This is a genomic window from Sphingobium sp. B2 (assembly GCF_007693735.1).
In the GTDB taxonomy this organism is placed as follows: domain Bacteria; phylum Pseudomonadota; class Alphaproteobacteria; order Sphingomonadales; family Sphingomonadaceae; genus Sphingobium; species Sphingobium xenophagum.
On record NZ_VDBZ01000001.1, the window covers coordinates 2,480,384 to 2,497,115 of the forward strand.

The following is a 16,732-nucleotide window of genomic DNA, read 5'->3' on the forward strand; positions in this document are numbered from 1 at the left end:
TTTGCAAGAGGGGGAAATGGCAGGATGCGCAACAGGCGGATGGTCCATCGCAGGGGGTTGATCGCAGCGGGGTTGATCGCCCTGCTAAGCTGTGCCCTGTTGCTGCTGATGGACAGGCCGCCGATCTGCACCTGTGGCCGGGTCGAATTGTGGCACGGAGCGCTGGACAGTGGCAACAGCCAGCATATCGCCGACTGGTATAGCCTGAGCCATGTCATTCACGGTCTGCTATTCTACCCAGCCACCCTTTGGCTGTTGCGCAAGCGCCCGATGGGGGTGCGGTTGGCGCTGGCTGTGGCGGTGGAGTCGGCCTGGGAGATATTGGAGAATTCCCCGATCATCATCGACCGCTATCGCACGGCGACCATTGCGCTTGGCTATAGTGGTGATTCGGTCCTCAATTCGATGAGCGACATCGGCATGATGACGCTGGGCTTCCTGTTCGCTTCGCGCGCCCCGGTCTGGCTGTCGGTCGCAGTGGCGATCGGGTTCGAATTGCTGGCGCTCGCGGTGATCCGCGACAATCTGACGCTCAACATATTGATGCTGACCTTCCCGCTCGACGCCGTGCGGACGTGGCAGGCCGCGCTTTAGGGCTTGGCTACTTTGCGCGCGCTATTGATCGGCACCGGTTCCTTGCTGAGGTCCGGCAGGGCCTTGATCGCGCGCTTGCGATCAACCTCTCGCTTGGCCTCATAAAGCTTGCCCGCCATATAGGCGCCGGTGACGACCAGCGCGCCGACCGGATAGCGCATGATGATCCGCTTGGCCCCCATCCCGGCGAGCAGGCCGAACACCCCCTTCTTGCCGGTATCGGCCGCGACGCGCGTGGCCACGACGGTCGCGCCGACGCGCGCTGCCTTGCGCAGCAGGCCGGTCTTTTTGGGAGCGGTGACGGAGACGCGCGGGGCTTTAGGGGCGAGAGGCTTTTTCATACTGGGTCAATGTATCGGACGGCGCGCGGTTCCGCCATGCCGATGTCGATCATGTCATATTTTCCGGCCGCACCAGCGCGTCGAAGGTCGCCGCGTCCACCAGCCCCAGTTCAAGCCCGGCGGCTTTGAGCGTCTGGCCGGTCTTGTGCGCGTGCTTGGCGATGGCGGCGGCATTGTCATAGCCGATCGCGGGGGCGAGCGCGGTGACCAGCATCAGCGATCGATCGACCAGTTCGGCGATGCGCGTCTCGTTCGCCTCCAGCCCCTCGACACAGCGTTCGGCAAAACTGTCCATCCCGACGGCCAGCAGATGGATCGAGCGCAGCACTGCCGCGCCTATCATCGGTTTGAACACGTTGAGTTCCAGATGGCCCTGCATCCCGCCCACGGTCACGGCCTGATGATTGCCGATGACCTGCGCCGCCACCATGGTCAGCATCTCGCACTGGGTCGGATTGACCTTGCCCGGCATGATCGAGCTGCCTGGTTCGTTGGCGGGCAGATCCAGTTCGCCAAGGCCAGAGCGCGGACCGGACCCGAGCAGGCGGATGTCGTTGGCGATCTTGGTCAGCGCGACGGCCAGCGTGGCGAGGGTCGAGGACAGGTGAACCAGCGGATCGTTGGACGCCAGCGCTTCGAACTTATTATCGGCGGTGCGGAACGGCAGGCCGGTGATGGTGGCGATTTCCGCCGCGACCGCGACATCGAACCCTTCGGGCGCATTGAGGCCGGTGCCGACCGCCGTGCCGCCCTGCGCCAGCGCCATCATGCCGTGCATCGCGGCGGGTTCGATCCGCTTGCGACTGCGATAGACCTGATGCGCGTAACCGGAAAATTCCTGCCCCAGCGTCAGCGGGGTCGCGTCCTGCAAATGGGTGCGACCGATCTTGACGATATGATCCCATGCCTTCGCTTTCGCGTCTAGCGCGGCATGGAGCCGGTCTAGCGCGGGAAACAAGGCTTTGGTGACGGCCAGAGCCGCCGCGATATGAAGCGCGGTAGGGAAGCTGTCGTTGGAGGATTGGCCGAGATTGACATGGTCATTCGGGTGAACCGGATGCTTGCCGCCGCGCGTGCCGGTGAGCGCTTCATTGGCGATGCCGGCAATCACTTCATTGACGTTCATGTTGGATTGGGTGCCGCTGCCGGTCTGCCAGATGACGAGGGGGAACTGATCGTCGTGCTGGCCAGCCGCCACGGCGGCGGCGGCGGCTTCGATGGCGTCGGCCTGGGTGGCGGCCAGCCCATGATGGCGGTTCACCCGCGCCGCGGCCTGCTTCACGACAGCCAGCGCATGGACGATGCCGATCGGCATCCGCTCCATCGCGCCGAACGGAAAATTCTCGATGCTCCGCTGCGTCTGCGCACCCCAATAGGCGTCCGCTGGCACCTCTATGGCGCCGATACTGTCACTTTCGGTGCGGGTTGCGGGCATTTGGGGGCGCCTTTCAGTTAAGAACAATTCGCAAGTCTGAAGCCGATTTAGGATGAGCAGAAAGAAATCCAAGGGGTTGTGAGTAGAGCGGTGACCGAGGCGGGTTGGTTGGAGGGGATGGCGTGTGAAAATTCGTTAAGTTCGCCCATGTCGCATATGGAGAGTTAGCGCCGGGGGGCGATGTAGGACAGGAGGAATTGCACGGTGGCGACGGGGTGTGCGCCTGTGTTCATACGTCGCGTGACTAGCGGGATGCTGTTGGCCGGGATAGTTTCTGGCTGAGTTGGGTGGGGAGCGGACAGGCGGCTTTCGGATAAGCATCCCGCAAGGCAGACGTTGCAGAGGGCGGTCGATCTGGCCATCATCGCATCATGCAGTGCCGCTTTATGAGACTCGCTCCTGCCATGTTGTTGTTGACGCAAGGGTGTGAACAGCCACCAGAGCGGCTGTCGGATAACGCTATTCAGGAGATGCGACAGGGTATGCCGGGCGTCACCGAGCGATGCCTCAACAAGATTAAATATGGTGGTATAGAAGCGATGCCGTTGGGCACGGACGAATGCTTCGAAATGACACCAGCCCGTCATTGGAAAGGCCTATGGCGGAGAGAATTCGAGAACTCCCGCTTTTGCCCAACGCCTGCTGTTTCCTGCTCCTATCACACCGCTGGCGACCGCATATGGTTGTCTGGCAAGGCTCTAACCTCTCCGGGTACCAACGAAGGCCTCTACGAAATTGAGTTCGTGGGACGACGAACGGCTCGCAAGGGAAGCTACGGGCACTTGAGCGCATTTGACCATGAGATAATCGTTGATCAGGTAATGGACTTACGTCCGGTTTCAGATGCGGCAACTTTGACTGAATAAGGCCGCGAATGGGCGTTCCCGATCATCCTCCCCTGTAAGGGGAGGTGGATGGCCGTAGGCCAGACGGAGGGGTATCAGCCTCTCGATAGGGCGACACCCCTCCACCACTTCGTGGTCCCCCTCCCCTTGCAGGGGAGGAATGTGCGGGCGCTGCTGGTCGATTTTGCTCGGTCAGCTTTCTCGCCGAAGACAGGACGGGCTGCTGTCGAGACGATCGACGCTAAAGCGTCATGGAGAATAACGATCAAGGCTGAGGAGAGGAAGCTCGTCAAAGAGCAGATTGGATGCTAAGTTTCATGAGATGTCTAAATTAGTAGAGCATATCTTTGGCTTCGTTTTTTCGGCTGGGGGGTCTGCCGGTCTCGCAATTTATGTATTTATCGCCATCAAAGAGCGCCGAGTTTACTGGCGCAATTTCATAGACGATCCTTGGGTGGACCGTGATGTGCGGCCTATCACATTTTGGTTGGCGATCAGCTTATACAGTTTTTTATCGGGTGCCTTCGCCCTGCTGTGCATATCCGGTATGATGTCGTGAAACAGTGACAGCGGAAATTTCCGCTTTTGGTCGTTCCCGATCACCCCCCCTGCAGGGGAGGAATTTGCGGGCGCTGCTGGTCGTTGCCCGCCAATGCCGAGCCGTCATCCTGACGAACGTCAGGATCCAGGGTCATAAGCGCCGCTCTGGATCCCGGATCGGGCCTGTCCTGAGTTAGTCGAAGGGTTCGGAATGACGAAGGGGGGGGACGGTCGTGCGAACAGGCGCGGCCTAGCCGTCGCCCGCGCCTACTTCTTCTTGCCGAAGTCCACCGTCACGACGTTGGAGCCATCTTCCGCCACGACTTGCGGGCCGTCATTTTCGGCTTCGTCATGGGGTTCGGGCAGGGCGTCGCCTGCGACCTGGAATTGCAGGGCGAAGTTGACGGCGGGGTCGACGAACGCCGTGATTGCCGCGAAGGGGATGACGAGGTGGGCGGCGACCTGGTTGAAGGTCAGGCTGACTTCGAAATGATGGTCGCTGACCTTCAAGTCCCAATATTTGTTTTGCAGGACGATGGTCATTTCGTCCGGGAAGCGCTCGATCAGTCGCTTGGGGATGTCGACGCCGGGGGCCTGGGTCTTGAAGGTGATGTAGAAATGGTGGCTGCCGGGCAGGCCGCCGCTGGCCTGCACCTCTCCCAGCACGCGGCCGACGACGGCGCGCAGGGCTTCCTGCACGATTTCGTCATAGGGAATCAGGCTATCGGGCAGGTCATCGCTCATGGGCCAATGTCCTAACGGCGCGAAACAGGGGGTCAACCCCCCTGCCGGTTTGGATGGCCCGCATCGCACGACCAGATTGCAAGATGGGCGGCACGCGCTATAGGGCCAGCATGCGCACGGCCGAGATTCACCGCAACACGGCGGAAACCCAGATCGACGTAACCGTCAACCTCGACGGCACGGGTCTTTACACGGTGTCGACGGGCATCGGCTTTCTCGACCATATGATCGAGCAATTGTCGCGTCATTCGCTGATCGACATGAGCGTCAAGACCGTGGGCGACCTGCATGTCGACCAGCATCACACGACAGAGGACAGCGCGATCGCCATTGGCGAGGCGGTGGCCAAGGCGCTGGGCGACAAGCGCGGGATTTCGCGCTATGGCTCCGTCTATTCGCCGATGGACGAGACGCTGACACGGGTGGCGCTCGACATTTCGGGGCGGCCGTGGCTGGTGTGCAAGCTGCCCTTCACCGTGCAGAAGATCGGCGAGTGGGACGCGGAGATGGTGGAGCATTTCTTCCACAGCTTCGCGCAGGCCGCCGGCATCACGCTGCACATCGAATGTCTGTATGGCAGCAATAATCACCATATCGTCGAAAGCGCGTTCAAGGGGCTGGCCCGCGCGCTGCGGCAGGCGGTGGAGATCGACCCGCGCAAGGCGGACGCGATCCCGTCGACCAAGGGGATGTTGTGAGCGGGGTCGCCCTTATCGACTATGGCGCGGGGAATCTGCATTCGGTCTATAATGCCCTGCGCAAGGCGGGGGCGGGCGATGCCGTCATTACCGCCGACGCCGATGTGGTGGCGCGGGCCGACCGGATCGTGTTGCCCGGCGTAGGCGCGTTCCGGGCGTGCCGCGATGCGCTGGTGGCGATCCCCGGCATGGTCGAGGCGATGGGGGATGCCGTGCATCAGCGCGGCGTGCCGTTTCTGGGCGTGTGCGTGGGCATGCAGTTGCTGGCCGACGCGGGCGAGGAATTCGGGCGGCACGAAGGGCTGGGCTGGATCGGCGGCACGGTGCGGCTGATGCAGCCGGGCGACGCCAGCATCAAGGTGCCGCATATGGGGTGGAACGATGTCGTGCTGAACGGCGCGCCGCCCCTAATCGAAGCGGGCGAGGCCTATTTCCTGCACAGCTATCATTTCGAGGCGACCGATCCGGCGCATGTCGCGGCCGTGACCGACCATGGCGGCCCGCTGGTCGCGGCGGTGGCGCGCGACACGATCATCGGTTGCCAGTTTCACCCGGAAAAGAGCCAGACCTATGGCCTTTCCTTCCTGTCGCGCTTTCTGGAGTGGAAGCCGTGATGATGCCAACCCGTGTTCCCGCGAAGGCGGGAACCCAGTTGAAACGTCGGAGCTGGGTTCCCGCCTTCGCGGGAACACGCTGCCCCAATATTGTCTGGTGAGCCCATGTCTCTAATCGTCTTTCCCGCCATTGACCTGAAAAACGGGCAGGTCGTGCGCCTGGCCGAGGGCGATATGGACCGTGCGACCGTTTATGGCGACGATCCGGCGGCGCAGGCGGCGCTGTTTGCGCAGGCGGGGGCACAGCATCTGCATGTTGTCGATCTGGACGGGAGCTTTGCGGGCCATGCGGTGAACGCCGCGGCGGTCGAGCGGATTGTCGAGACCTTTCCGGGGCATGTCCAGCTGGGCGGTGGCATCCGCAACCGGGAGGCGGTGGAACGCTGGTTCGACCTTGGCGTATCGCGCATCGTCATCGGCACGGCGGCGCTGAAAGATCCGGCCTTCGTCAAGCTGGCCGCGCGCGATTTTCCCGGCGGGATCGTCGTGGCGGTCGATGCGCGCGACGGGTTCGTCGCGACCGATGGCTGGGCGGAAAAATCGGACATGCCCGTGATCGACCTGGCCCGGCGGTTCGAGGATGCGGGCGTTGCCAGCCTGCTCTTTACCGATGTGGGCCGCGACGGGATGCTGAAGGGCTGCAATGTCGAGGCGACGGTCGATCTGGCGCGGGCGACCGACATTCCGGTGATCGCGAGCGGCGGCGTGGCGGGGATCGCCGACATCAGGATATTGAGCCTGCACGCCGACGACGGCATCGAGGGCGTGATTACCGGGCGGGCGCTGTATGACGGGCGGCTGGACCTGAAAACGGCGCTGGCCGTGGCGCAGGCAGCGGCGTGATCCGATGACCGTCCGCACGCGCGTCATCCCCTGTCTGGACGTCGCCAACGGGCGCGTGGTCAAGGGCGTGAACTTCGTCGATCTGCGCGACGCGGGCGATCCGGTGGAGCAGGCGAAGCTGTATGACGCGGCGGGCGCGGACGAGCTGTGCTTTCTGGACATTACCGCAACGCATGAGGTGCGGGGGACTATCCTCGACGTGGTGCGGCGCACGGCCGAAGTCTGCTTCATGCCCGTTACCGTCGGCGGCGGGGTGCGGACGCCCGACGATGCGCGCGCGTTGCTGCTGGCAGGCGCGGACAAGGTGGCAGTGAACAGCGCGGCGGTGGCGCGGCCCGAACTGGTGGCGGATATTGCCGATCGCTTCGGCAGCCAGTGTATCGTGGGATCTGTGGACGCGCGCAAAGTCGGTGAAGGGCGTTGGGAAATCTTCACCCATGGCGGGCGCAAGCCGACCGGGATCGACGCGCTGGAGCATGCGCTGCGACTGGCGCAGCTGGGCGCTGGCGAACTGCTGGTGACGTCGATGGACGGAGACGGGACGAAGGCGGGCTATGACCTGGCGCTGACGCGGACCATTGCCGACGCGGTATCGATCCCCGTCATCGCCAGCGGCGGCGTCGGGACGCTGGAGCATCTGGTCGAGGGCGTGACTATGGGTCATGCCAGCGCGGTGCTGGCGGCGTCGATATTCCATTTCGGGCAGCACAGCATCGCCGAAGCCCATCGCGCGCTGGCGGCGGCGGGTGTGCCGGTGCGGGCGGCCTGAACCCGCAAAAACGTCGATTTACTTTACAGTAACCATATTTCCGGCAGCGTCGTTAACCCTGAAAATGGCGGAAATCTGCTGGATGGCACCATCCGGCATGAAGGCTGCATTAACCCTGACGGGTCGCGTTCGACCATATCGGTTCAACGGAAACAGGGTGACATTCATGAAACTCAACAAGATGCTTTTGGCGGCAGGGGCCGCTGGCCTGATCGGTGCGGCGACGCCGGCGCAGGCGACATGGTGCTGGTTCGGCAAGTGCGGCGGCGGCACCAGCAGCGGTGGCACCACCAGCAGCGGCGGCACGACGTCCAGCTCAGGCGGCAGCACCCCGACTCCGGTGCCTGAACCTGAACAGATGGGCCTGTTTGCGATGGGCGTGGCCATTGTCGGCTTCCGCCTGCTGCGCAGCGGCCGCAAGCGGAAATAATTTTCCCATTGACGGGTGGCGCGCGCGGCGCTTGATGCGCAGCCATGCGCGCCACCCTCTTTACGCTTGAACAGACGATCCGCCAGCGGCGGTCGGCTGACCCGTCCACATCCTATGTCGCCAAGCTGACGGCGCGGGGACGCGGCAAGATTGCGCAGAAGGTCGGCGAGGAAGCGGTCGAGGCAGTGATCGCCGCGATGGCGGGGAATCGTGACGAACTGGTCGGCGAAAGCGCGGACCTGCTGTTCCACCTGCTGCTGCTGCTGGCCGATTGCGACATTTCGCTGGATGCCGTGTGCGACGAGCTGGAGCGGCGCGAGGGCGTATCGGGCATCGCGGAAAAGGCATCGCGCCCTACCGATTGACAATTACCGGATAGATTTTGCCTCCGCTGCGTTCTGGCCTAGCCTTATGGGCGGGACAGGGAGTGGAGAGCATGATGATACGGACGGTAATCGGCGGCCTGCTGGGCGGCTTTGCAATGTTTATCACAGGCTTCCTGTTCTGGGGCACGCCATTGAGCGCGCTGGCGATGAGCCGCGCGGAGGGACAGGCGAGCGCCAATTTGCAGGCGGCACTGGCGCAGGCGCTCAACACGACCGGCACCGGCGTCTATACTGTCCCCGATCCGGCGACGGCGGAGGGCACGATCCTGTACGGCAAGGGGCCGATAGCGCAGATTTTCTACAACAGCAGCGGCTTTCCGGTGACGGACAGCGCCAGCCTGATCGGCGGGTTGATCCTGTCGCTGGTGGTGGGCGTGCTGATCGCGCTGGCGCTGCGGTTCGTGACGACCGGCTTTGCCGAGCGGGTCCGGGTCGCCCTGATCTTCGCGCTGGCGGGGGTCTTGTGGATGCATGTCGGGCAATCCGTGTTCAACCATGCGCCCTGGGGCTATATTCTCTATCTGGCGTTCAGCGACTTTGTGGCGCTGGCCGTGGCCGGACTGATCGCGGCGAAGATCATGGACCGGGCGCAACCCACGGTCGGGACGGTCCACTAAGCCGCGATGCCGTCACTCTGACCCGTTGGAGCTTCAAACCATAGCTTCCTGCGCCATGCGGATCATGCAGGCGGCGTGGCGATGGGCGACGGCCATGCGGTCCTCTCCATAGCCGCCGCCCATGGTGCTGGCGACCGGGATGGCGCGGGCGCGGGCCTGGCGCATGACATAGCGGTCGCGCGCATCCAGCCCCGCGTCGGTCAGGGCCAGCCGCCCCAGCCGGTCGTCGCCATGGGGATCAACCCCCGCCTGATAGAGAATGAGGTCGGGCGCGAAATCATCCAGCACGCGCGGCAGCGTGTCCTGGAGAATGGCGAGATAGGCCGCATCCTCCACCCCGTCGGGCAGGCCGATGTCCAGCGTAGAGCGCGCCTTGCGCACCGGGAAATTTTTTTCGGCATGGATCGACAGGGTGAAAATATCCGCCCGCCCCGCCAGCAGCGAAGCCGTGCCGTCGCCCTGATGCACGTCGAGGTCGAGGATGAGGATACGATCCGCTTCCCCTTCCGCGATCAGGCGGTTGGCGGCGATGGCAAGATCATTGAACACGCAATAGCCCGCCCCGCTATCGGCCAGCGCGTGGTGGCTGCCCCCTGCGGCATTGGCGGCAAAGCCGTGGATGCGCGCCAGCCGCGCCGCCGCCCAGGTGCCGCCGGGCGACAGGGTGGAGCGGAGCATGACCCGCTGGGTCACCGGAAAGCCGATCCGCCGTTCCTTGGCCTGCGGGACGGTGAGGGTCAGCACTTCTTCCACATAGGCGGGATCATGCACCGCCTCTATCCAGGCGCGCGGCATCGCATCGGGCGTGTGGAGCGTCATGGCGGGCGCCACTTCGCGCAACGCCTCCATCACCAGGCCATATTTGTCGAAACGAAAGCGGCTGCCGGGTGTTGCGGGAGAGACATAGGCAGGATGGTGAACGACGTGCAGCATGATCTTTTCCGCTATCGTGATTTGAACGGTGGCCGCTTTGCGCTATCTGGTCCAGCATGAACCGTCCCGATATGATCCGTTTTTCGGCGCTGGCCCTGCTTGGCGCCAGTGTCCTTAGTGCCAGCACCCTGCCCGCTTACGCCCAGACGCCGGTAACACAACCCCCGGCCGTGGCGCCGACACTGCCCCCCGCGATGGTGCAGCCATTGCCCCCCGCGCCATTGCCTGCCCCCATTCCGCCGCTGTCGGCCACGCAGGAGGCATGGGCGAATGACTGGTTGCGCAGCGGAGCCGAACAAGGGCTGACGGCGCGGCGCAAGGCGACCGCCACGCTGACCGGCGACGCGCTGGTCAGCGCGCTGTTGGACCGGGCGAAGGCGCTGTCCACCGGACGGGTCGATGCCGCCGATTTTCTGGAAATCTGGGCGCTGCGCCCCGAACCCTATGACCCGCGCCCAGGATTGGCGGAGGCCGTGGCCGAGGACCGGCTGGCACAATGGGCAAATGCGCTGACGCCGCCCTATGCGGGCTATGAAGGGTTGCGCAAGGGGCTGGCGACCTATGAGGCGATCCGCGACAAGGGCGGCTGGCCGGTGCTGACCGCAACATCCGCGCCCATGGTGGTGCGCGCGCGCATCGCGCTGGAGGACAAGAGCGTCACGCCGACGGAAAATCTGACCGACGTGCTGCAACGCGCGCAGCGGCGCTATGGCCTCAACCCCACAGGGTTGCTCGACACGCGGACGCTGGCGGCGCTCAATGTCAGCGTGGACGACCGGATCGCCGCGATCATGGCCAATATGGAGCGGTGGCGCTGGATGCCGCGCCGCCTGCCGGTCAACCGGGTGCAGGTGAACATCGCCGCCGCCGTGCTGACCGTGTTCGAGGGCGACCAGCCGGTCACGTCGATGCGCGCCGTCACCGGCAGCCCGCAAAATGCAACGCCGATGCTGTCGTCGAGCATCCATTCGATCGTGGTCAATCCGCCCTGGAACGTGCCGATGTCGATCGCCAGGCGGGAATTGTTCCCCAAGGGACGCGCGACGCTGGCCAAGCAGGGCTACAAGATCGTCAAGACGCCCGAAGGCGGCGAACGGATCGTCCAGCCCGCAGGCCCGAACAGCGCGCTGGGGCGGTTGAAATTCGATTTCGCCAACCCGTTTGCCGTCTATCTGCACGACACGCCCGCGCGCGGGAAATTTTCAAGCTATGACCGGCTGGCCAGCCATGGCTGCGTCCGGCTGGAAAAGCCGGTGTCGCTGGCCGAACTGATGGTGGCGAGCGACCCGGACCTGAACGGCCAGATCCAGACGCTGATCGATAGCGGCAAGACGCAGCGCGTATCCCTGCCGCAGGAGGTGGCGGTCTATCTGCTCTACTGGACCGCCTTTGCCAGCAGCAACGGCACGATGAGCTTCCGTCCCGACCCCTATGGCTGGGACAAGTTGCTGGCTGAAAAGATCGAGGCGTCTAGCAGCCGGGCCGACCCGACCGCCGCGCCCGCACCCACCCCAACCATCGCATCGAAGGACTGATCACCCATGCGCAAAATTGCCCTGTTCGCCCTTGCCGGTGCCCTGGCCCTGTCCGCCTGCGGCAAAAAGGAAGAGGAACCGGCAGCGACCAATAATCTGGTCGAGCCGCCGGTCGAAAATGTCATCATCGAGGAACCGGATGCGGTGCTGCCGCCGCCGTCGAACAATGCGGTCGCGACTCCCGCGCCGCCGCCGTCGGTTTCCGAACAGCAGCAGATTCAGGATGATGCCGACGCCAGCGGCATGACCGCGCGCCTGCCGCAGGAAGGCGAAGAGAGCCAGCCTGCGGACGAAGCGAGCCATTCCGCGCCATAAGGCGCATCGCCCCGCTCTTGGAGCGGGGCGGCGACTTTGCTATATTCGCGCCATGGATCGCCGCAATTTCACGAAGTTCGCCATGAGCGGACTCGCTTTTTCGTTTCTATCCGACAGCATCGGCCGGGCGGCCGTGCCGGTAACAGCGCCCCTGCCCGCCGCCGCGCCATCGCCTGCCAAGCCCATTGTGCAGCCGATCGCCCCCAAACCCTATGCGTCGCTGCTGGAAAAGGCCAAGGCCGCGCTCGACCGGCATGGCGACGCCTTCACCCTGCGCGACCGCGTGGCGATCGCCGATTTTGCGGCTCCGTCAAAGGAATTGCGCTTCCACGTCGTCGACCTGATCGGCGGGCAGAGCAGCAGCTATCTGGTGGCGCATGGCCGCGGATCGGACCCGGCGCATAGCGGCTGGCTGCACAGTTTTTCCAACGAACCCAATTCGCTGGCCAGCAGTTCGGGCGCTTATGTGACCGGCGAGCAATATGTCGGCCAGCATGGCCGGGCGATGCGGCTGATCGGGCTGGACCCGCAGAACAACAATGCCGAACCGCGCGCCATCGTCGTCCATGGCGCGGATTATGTGGGCGAGGATCATATCGCCGCCTGGGGCAAATGCGGGCGGAGCGAAGGCTGTTTCGCGGTCGCGCCGCACATGCTGCCGCAACTGCTCGGGCTACTGGGCAGCGGGCGGCTGCTCTATGCGGACAAGATCGGGGCCGAGGCGTAAAGACACGCCCGTTCCGGCGCCGCATGCCTGCGGATCAACTTGTAAGGGTCGTTGCCCTGAGCCTCCCCAAGGGACAGGCTCAGGGCGAACGCTGTGGGGTGTCAGCCCGCCTTGGCAGCGCCGGTCAGCGCCTCGGCCGCAGGCTTGTTGGTCGCATCGACCGTGCCATTGGCCAGCATCGTCTTGCTGAGCGTCACCGCTTCGGTCTTGAGCGCGGGGTCGCTGCTGGTCTGGCTGGAGCCGATAAGGGCCGAGAGAAGAATATTCTTCGTCACCTTGTCGTTCGCATTTTCGGACGCGGACTTGCGGGCGAGGGTCAGGGCTTCGGCGTAGAGCGGCGCGGACCCGACCTTGTCCTGGGCAGCGAGCTTCTGGTTGCCCATCTGGATCAAGATGCCCGCCAGGATGTTGCGGCTGGCGGCGTCAGCAGGCTTGGCCTCCACGACCTTGCGCCAATAGGGCAATGATTCGCCGTAAAGGGCGATTACCTTGTCCATCTGGCCCAGCGCGCCATAGGCCGCAGCATCAGCATAGAGGGCGTTGGCGAGGAAATTGACATTCTCGATCTTGGACGGGTCAACCTCTACCGCGGTCCGGATGGCGGGCAGCGCCGCATCATATTTCGCAACGGCACCGGCATTGTCGCCAGCCTGCTGGGCGGCCTGCCCGGCAGTGAAGGCCGTAACCGCGCTGTTGAAGGCGGTGATCTGTTCCGGCGTCATTTCCGCAGCGGCCGGGGTCGCGGATTGCGTGGCAGCTTCCGTGTCAGGGGTAGCAGCGGCGGGGGCGGCGGGGGCGTCCTGCGCCATTGCGGGGGTAGCCAGCGCCAGCGGCGCGGACAGGCTCATCAAAGCGATCAGGGCGGACTTTGCCAATGTTAGGGTCTCCTTGGTCGTTATTCCATAATGTCGAACGGGCGACTGCTACGCCTTTCAACATGAATAATGAACGAAGGAGCAGGCTGGTTCCCAGCCTTTCAGGGACGGCTCATCCCGCAAAAGGCTCCAGCCACGGCAAAATCGGCCGCGCGCCGTGCATTACGCGCGGCGGCCTGCGCATCGTCGCCCCATTGTTCGACCTGCCAGGTTTCGTCGATTTCCGCCGCCTGCCAGATGTCGTCAAGATCATGGCCGCCATCGACAATGGCGAGGCCGCAGATCAGCGAGCCGCTGAGATTGACGAGCGTGGAAAGGCCCGCGAGCAGGAATGGATCGAAGGCTTCGACCACCGCGCCGAGGCGGGCGAGCGTCTGTGCCGGCTGCGCGACCGGCAAGACACCCTGCGTGACGACGAAGGCCACGTCATAGCGGGCGCGCGCCCAGTCGAGCAGCGGGTCCCACGCCGCCGCCTGCCGCTGGACCAGCGTTTGCGGCGCTTCGGCACGATAGCAAAGCAGGTCGCTTTCGCCATAGCGGGCGATCCCGGCGGCAAAGCTCTTATGGTTGGCGACGACATGGTCGATCGCAGCGTTGGCGAGGCCGGTGAAGGGCATCGTCGCGGGATCGACGCTCTCCCCCTGCGCGCGCCATTCGGCAGCCACCGCCTCAGCCAGGGCGGGCGTAGGCAGCGCCAGCAGCGCACGGGCAGGGGTGCGGACCGGGCGGGCGTCGAGCTGGACGGCAAAACCCTGATCGGACGCGATCACGGCGACGTCCTTGTAAAAGCGCTTCATGGCTTCGTGCGCTTGAACAGGGCCAGCATCAGGCGGGGCACGATGACGAACTGGAACAGGCCGACGATGACCATGATCGCGCCGAACGCCTTGGCCTTGTCCCCCTGCACCCAGGTGAAGCGCTGCATGATGGCGAGGAAGCCGAACATGACGATCAACGCACCCGACAAGCGGAACAGGCCGATGGCGAAATGCCGCTGGCGCGCGATCTTTTCGGGATCAACGGGGGGTGGAGGCGGAAAGTCGGTCATGGCGCGCCGATATGGCGGCGCAATTCGCCGCTGTCCATGGCCACTGCCTGCGCACCTGCCGCGATCAGTTCGTCAGGGGCGTGATAGCCCCAGGCGACGCCGATGCTGCGCACGCCTGCCGCCAGCCCCATGTCGATGTCGAAACTGGTGTCGCCGATCATGACGGTCGTGTCCGGGGACGCGCCGGCTTCGGCCATGGCGGTCAGCAGCATGGAGGGGTGCGGCTTGGACGGGTGGCGATCGGCGGTCTGGAGCGTGACGAAGCGGTCGATCAGGCCATGATGGGTAAGGCAGAGCGCCAGACCCCGATCCGACTTGCCCGTGGCGACGCCCAGCAGCCAGCCTGCGCGATCCAGATCATGCACCAGATCGGCCATGCCGGGATAGAGCGGTTCGGACACCGCATTTTCGCGCCGCAGCGCCTGAAAGGCCAGCTTGTAGCGTTCCGCGAGATGAGCGTGGAAATCCGCATCCGCATCCGGCAGCAGCCGGGCCATGGCATGGGGCAGCGAAAGGCCGACTGCGGAGAGGATGGCCAGCCGGTCGGGCGCGACCAGACTGGCTTCCTCGAATGCGCGGGCCATGGCGGTGCAGATGCTGTGCTGGCCATCGACCAGCGTGCCGTCGCAATCGAACACGACTAACGGGTTGGCCATAGACGCTGTCCCTATCCGCCTCCGCCCCGCGAGCGCCGTTCGCCCTTGCGATCCTTGCGTATCTGCTTGGCATGCTGGCGCGCGAATTTCTTTTCATCCTCGCGCGTGGGGCTGCGGTCGATCTCGTCATCCAGCGGCATGTCGCCCAGGCTGAGGTCGAAGCCGAGATCGGCAAGGCTTGAGGCGAAATGGGCAGGCAGGTCCGCCATCACGTCGACACGGCCACCATCGGGGTGATCGACACGGATGCGGCGGGCATGAAGGTGCATCTTGCGGCTGATCGTGCCGGTCAGGAAACTGTCCTTGCCGCCATATTTGCCGTCGCCGACGATGGGATGGCCGATTGCCGCGAGATGGACGCGCAACTGGTGGGTGCGGCCGGTATAGGGTTGCAGCTCGACCCACGCGGCGCGATTGCCCGCGCGTTCGATGACGCGATAGCGGGTGCGGGCGGGCAAGCCCTCCGCTTCGTCGACATGCATTTTTTCGCCGCCGGTGCCCGGTTGCTTGGCCAGCGGCAGTTCGATCATGCCGTCCGCGATGGACGGCACGCCGATGACCAGCGCCCAATAGACCTTGCGCGCGGTGCGGCTGGAAAACGCCTTGGCGAAATGGGCGGCGGCGCGGCTGGAGCGGGCGAGCAGCAGCGCGCCCGACGTGTCCTTGTCCAGCCGGTGGACCAGCTTTGGCCGCGATTCGGCGTTGAAGATCAGGCCGTCGAGCAAGCGGTCGACATGCTCGTCAGTCTTGGTCCCGCCCTGCGTGGCTAGGCCCGGCGGCTTGTTGATGACGATCGCCTGCGCATCGCGATGGATGACCATTTCCTGCGCATAGGCGATTTCGTCCGGCGTCAGGTCTATGACCGGGACACGCCGGGCGGGGCGTTCGGACGGGGCGGCCTTCGCTTCGGCGGGCGGGACGCGGATCATCTGCCCTTCGGCGATGCGATCCCCCGGTGCGGCACGCGCGCCGTCGACCCGCAACTGGCCGGTGCGCGACCAGCGCGACACGATATTGAAGCCGACATCGGGCAGGTGGCGCTGGAACCAGCGGTCGAGGCGGATGCCGTCATCATCCGCATGAACCCGATATTGGCGCACGTCGAGCGAGACGCCCTTCGCGGCCGAAGGCTTGGGCGCAGCGGCCTGAACCACTGGCGCAGCCTTGGCAGCGGCGGGTTTGGCGGCGGGCTTTTTCGGGCCGGACTTGAAGGGCGGTTTCGACGCGGGCTTGCCGCCCTCCCCCTTGCGCGCGGTAGCAGCCTTTGCGCCGCCACGGGCGCGACCGGGTGCGCCGGACGGCTTGCCGAAAGATTTGCCGGGGGTTGCGGGTTTGCGACCGCGTGGTGCGTCGCCCTTGCCGGGAGGACGGCCCTTCATGCGACGATGCTCCGCATCAGCGACAGGCCCAGCGCCAGCGCGACGATCGCCCCGATCACCGATGCCAACGCATAGGTCAGGGCGACAAGAAGCTGGCCACGCTCGATCATCAGCAAGGTTTCCAGGCTGAAGGCGGAGAAGGTGGTGAAACCGCCCAGCAGGCCGACGCCCAGCAACAGCCGGATCGGTTCACCCGGCATCGTGCTGCCACGCGCCAGCCAGCCTGCAAGCAGGCCCATGGCGAAACCGCCGAGCAGATTGGCGGCGAACGTGCCCCATGGCCAGGCGGCGCCGGGCACCATGGCGCCCAGGACGCGGCCCAGTTGGTAGCGCAGCGCAGCGCCCACCGCGCCCCCGCCCATAACAAGGAAAATATTGGTCATGCCGCTGCCCCTACAGGCAAATGGC

General features: G+C 64.8%; 23 protein-coding genes. 13 read left to right on the top strand and 10 right to left on the bottom strand.

Features of this window, described 5'->3' with window-relative positions:
• Positions 1–39 precede the first annotated feature (39 nt).
• Positions 40–594: a DUF2585 domain-containing protein gene (locus FE851_RS12135; protein ID WP_186378808.1), complete on the top strand. Its 555-nt coding sequence runs from the start codon at positions 40–42 to the stop codon at positions 592–594.
• On the opposite strand, the gene FE851_RS12140 is transcribed toward FE851_RS12135, so the two are convergent.
• Together FE851_RS12140 and fumC are read right to left on the bottom strand one after the other, a co-directional pair.
• On the bottom strand, positions 591–935 hold the full coding sequence (locus tag FE851_RS12140) for a hypothetical protein (RefSeq protein ID WP_107125641.1): 345 nt from the start codon (positions 933–935) through the stop codon (positions 591–593). The two genes, FE851_RS12135 and FE851_RS12140, sit on opposite strands and share 4 nt — an antisense overlap.
• A gap of 49 nt (positions 936–984) precedes the next feature.
• On the bottom strand, positions 985–2,370 hold the full coding sequence (gene fumC, locus FE851_RS12145) for a class II fumarate hydratase (protein ID WP_145202730.1): 1,386 nt from the start codon (positions 2,368–2,370) through the stop codon (positions 985–987).
• A 404-nt stretch (positions 2,371–2,774) separates the two neighbouring features.
• Between fumC and FE851_RS12150 the strand changes: the two genes are divergently transcribed.
• Complete coding sequence (locus FE851_RS12150; protein ID WP_145202733.1) at positions 2,775–3,236, top strand: hypothetical protein; 462 nt, start codon at positions 2,775–2,777, stop codon at positions 3,234–3,236.
• Between the two features lie 280 nt (positions 3,237–3,516).
• Complete coding sequence (locus tag FE851_RS26505; protein WP_145169813.1) at positions 3,517–3,774, top strand: hypothetical protein; 258 nt, start codon at positions 3,517–3,519, stop codon at positions 3,772–3,774.
• Positions 3,775–4,022: 248 nt separating this feature from the next.
• Here FE851_RS26505 and FE851_RS12160 read toward each other — a convergent pair whose 3' ends face one another.
• Complete coding sequence (locus tag FE851_RS12160; protein WP_017184007.1) at positions 4,023–4,499, bottom strand: SspB family protein; 477 nt, start codon at positions 4,497–4,499, stop codon at positions 4,023–4,025.
• Positions 4,500–4,609: 110 nt separating this feature from the next.
• On the opposite strand from FE851_RS12160, the gene hisB reads away from it, so the two are divergent.
• From hisB to FE851_RS12195, 7 genes are all read left to right on the top strand, one after another.
• Positions 4,610–5,197: an imidazoleglycerol-phosphate dehydratase HisB gene (gene hisB, locus FE851_RS12165; RefSeq protein WP_026002551.1), complete on the top strand. Its 588-nt coding sequence runs from the start codon at positions 4,610–4,612 to the stop codon at positions 5,195–5,197.
• On the top strand, positions 5,194–5,811 hold the full coding sequence (hisH, locus tag FE851_RS12170) for an imidazole glycerol phosphate synthase subunit HisH (protein ID WP_145202739.1): 618 nt from the start codon (positions 5,194–5,196) through the stop codon (positions 5,809–5,811). The genes hisB and hisH overlap by 4 nt, the downstream gene beginning before the upstream one ends.
• A 105-nt stretch (positions 5,812–5,916) precedes the next feature.
• Entirely contained in the window at positions 5,917–6,654 is a 738-nt protein-coding gene (gene hisA / locus FE851_RS12175; protein WP_017184004.1) for a 1-(5-phosphoribosyl)-5-[(5-phosphoribosylamino)methylideneamino]imidazole-4-carboxamide isomerase, read from the top strand.
• Positions 6,655–6,658: 4 nt separating this feature from the next.
• On the top strand, positions 6,659–7,423 hold the full coding sequence (gene hisF / locus FE851_RS12180; RefSeq protein ID WP_145202742.1) for an imidazole glycerol phosphate synthase subunit HisF: 765 nt from the start codon (positions 6,659–6,661) through the stop codon (positions 7,421–7,423).
• Positions 7,424–7,589: 166 nt separating this feature from the next.
• Positions 7,590–7,853, top strand: a complete 264-nt coding sequence (locus FE851_RS12185) for a PEP-CTERM sorting domain-containing protein (RefSeq protein WP_017184002.1) — start codon at positions 7,590–7,592, stop codon at positions 7,851–7,853.
• A 44-nt stretch (positions 7,854–7,897) separates the two neighbouring features.
• Complete coding sequence (locus FE851_RS12190; RefSeq protein ID WP_017184001.1) at positions 7,898–8,218, top strand: phosphoribosyl-ATP diphosphatase; 321 nt, start codon at positions 7,898–7,900, stop codon at positions 8,216–8,218.
• Between the two features lie 71 nt (positions 8,219–8,289).
• A complete protein-coding gene (locus FE851_RS12195) occupies positions 8,290–8,856 on the top strand; it encodes a hypothetical protein (RefSeq protein WP_017184000.1) in 567 nt (188 codons plus the stop codon).
• Positions 8,857–8,889: 33 nt separating this feature from the next.
• On the opposite strand, the gene FE851_RS12200 is transcribed toward FE851_RS12195, so the two are convergent.
• Entirely contained in the window at positions 8,890–9,789 is a 900-nt protein-coding gene (locus FE851_RS12200) for a histone deacetylase (protein WP_145202745.1), read from the bottom strand.
• A 71-nt stretch (positions 9,790–9,860) separates the two neighbouring features.
• Between FE851_RS12200 and FE851_RS12205 the strand changes: the two genes are divergently transcribed.
• The 3 genes from FE851_RS12205 to FE851_RS12215 are packed head-to-tail and all read left to right on the top strand — an operon-like array spanning position 9,861 to position 12,366.
• Positions 9,861–11,324: a L,D-transpeptidase family protein gene (locus FE851_RS12205; RefSeq protein WP_186378809.1), complete on the top strand. Its 1,464-nt coding sequence runs from the start codon at positions 9,861–9,863 to the stop codon at positions 11,322–11,324.
• A gap of 6 nt (positions 11,325–11,330) precedes the next feature.
• Positions 11,331–11,639: a hypothetical protein gene (locus FE851_RS12210; protein WP_017183997.1), complete on the top strand. Its 309-nt coding sequence runs from the start codon at positions 11,331–11,333 to the stop codon at positions 11,637–11,639.
• Positions 11,640–11,691: 52 nt separating this feature from the next.
• A complete protein-coding gene (locus FE851_RS12215; protein ID WP_145202750.1) occupies positions 11,692–12,366 on the top strand; it encodes a murein L,D-transpeptidase catalytic domain family protein in 675 nt (224 codons plus the stop codon).
• Positions 12,367–12,467: 101 nt separating this feature from the next.
• Here FE851_RS12215 and FE851_RS12220 read toward each other — a convergent pair whose 3' ends face one another.
• From FE851_RS12220 to crcB, 6 genes are all read right to left on the bottom strand, one after another.
• The gene (locus FE851_RS12220) at positions 12,468–13,241 is read right to left on the bottom strand and encodes a hypothetical protein (RefSeq protein ID WP_017183995.1); all 774 of its coding nucleotides are present in this window, start codon (positions 13,239–13,241) and stop codon (positions 12,468–12,470) included.
• Positions 13,242–13,342: 101 nt separating this feature from the next.
• Entirely contained in the window at positions 13,343–14,038 is a 696-nt protein-coding gene (locus FE851_RS12225) for an ATP12 family chaperone protein (protein WP_145202753.1), read from the bottom strand.
• Positions 14,035–14,289: a hypothetical protein gene (locus tag FE851_RS12230; protein ID WP_017183993.1), complete on the bottom strand. Its 255-nt coding sequence runs from the start codon at positions 14,287–14,289 to the stop codon at positions 14,035–14,037. The genes FE851_RS12225 and FE851_RS12230 overlap by 4 nt, the downstream gene beginning before the upstream one ends.
• Positions 14,286–14,945 carry an HAD-IA family hydrolase gene (locus tag FE851_RS12235; protein ID WP_145202756.1) on the bottom strand — a complete coding sequence of 220 codons (660 nt, stop codon included), beginning with the start codon at positions 14,943–14,945 and terminating at the stop codon, positions 14,286–14,288. The genes FE851_RS12230 and FE851_RS12235 overlap by 4 nt, the downstream gene beginning before the upstream one ends.
• A gap of 11 nt (positions 14,946–14,956) precedes the next feature.
• On the bottom strand, positions 14,957–16,324 hold the full coding sequence (locus FE851_RS12240; protein WP_145202759.1) for an RluA family pseudouridine synthase: 1,368 nt from the start codon (positions 16,322–16,324) through the stop codon (positions 14,957–14,959).
• Positions 16,321–16,707, bottom strand: coding sequence for a fluoride efflux transporter CrcB (gene crcB, locus FE851_RS12245; RefSeq protein WP_017183990.1), 387 nt, complete (start codon positions 16,705–16,707; stop codon positions 16,321–16,323). Before crcB ends, FE851_RS12240 begins: the two co-directional genes overlap by 4 nt.
• Positions 16,708–16,732 lie beyond the last annotated feature (25 nt).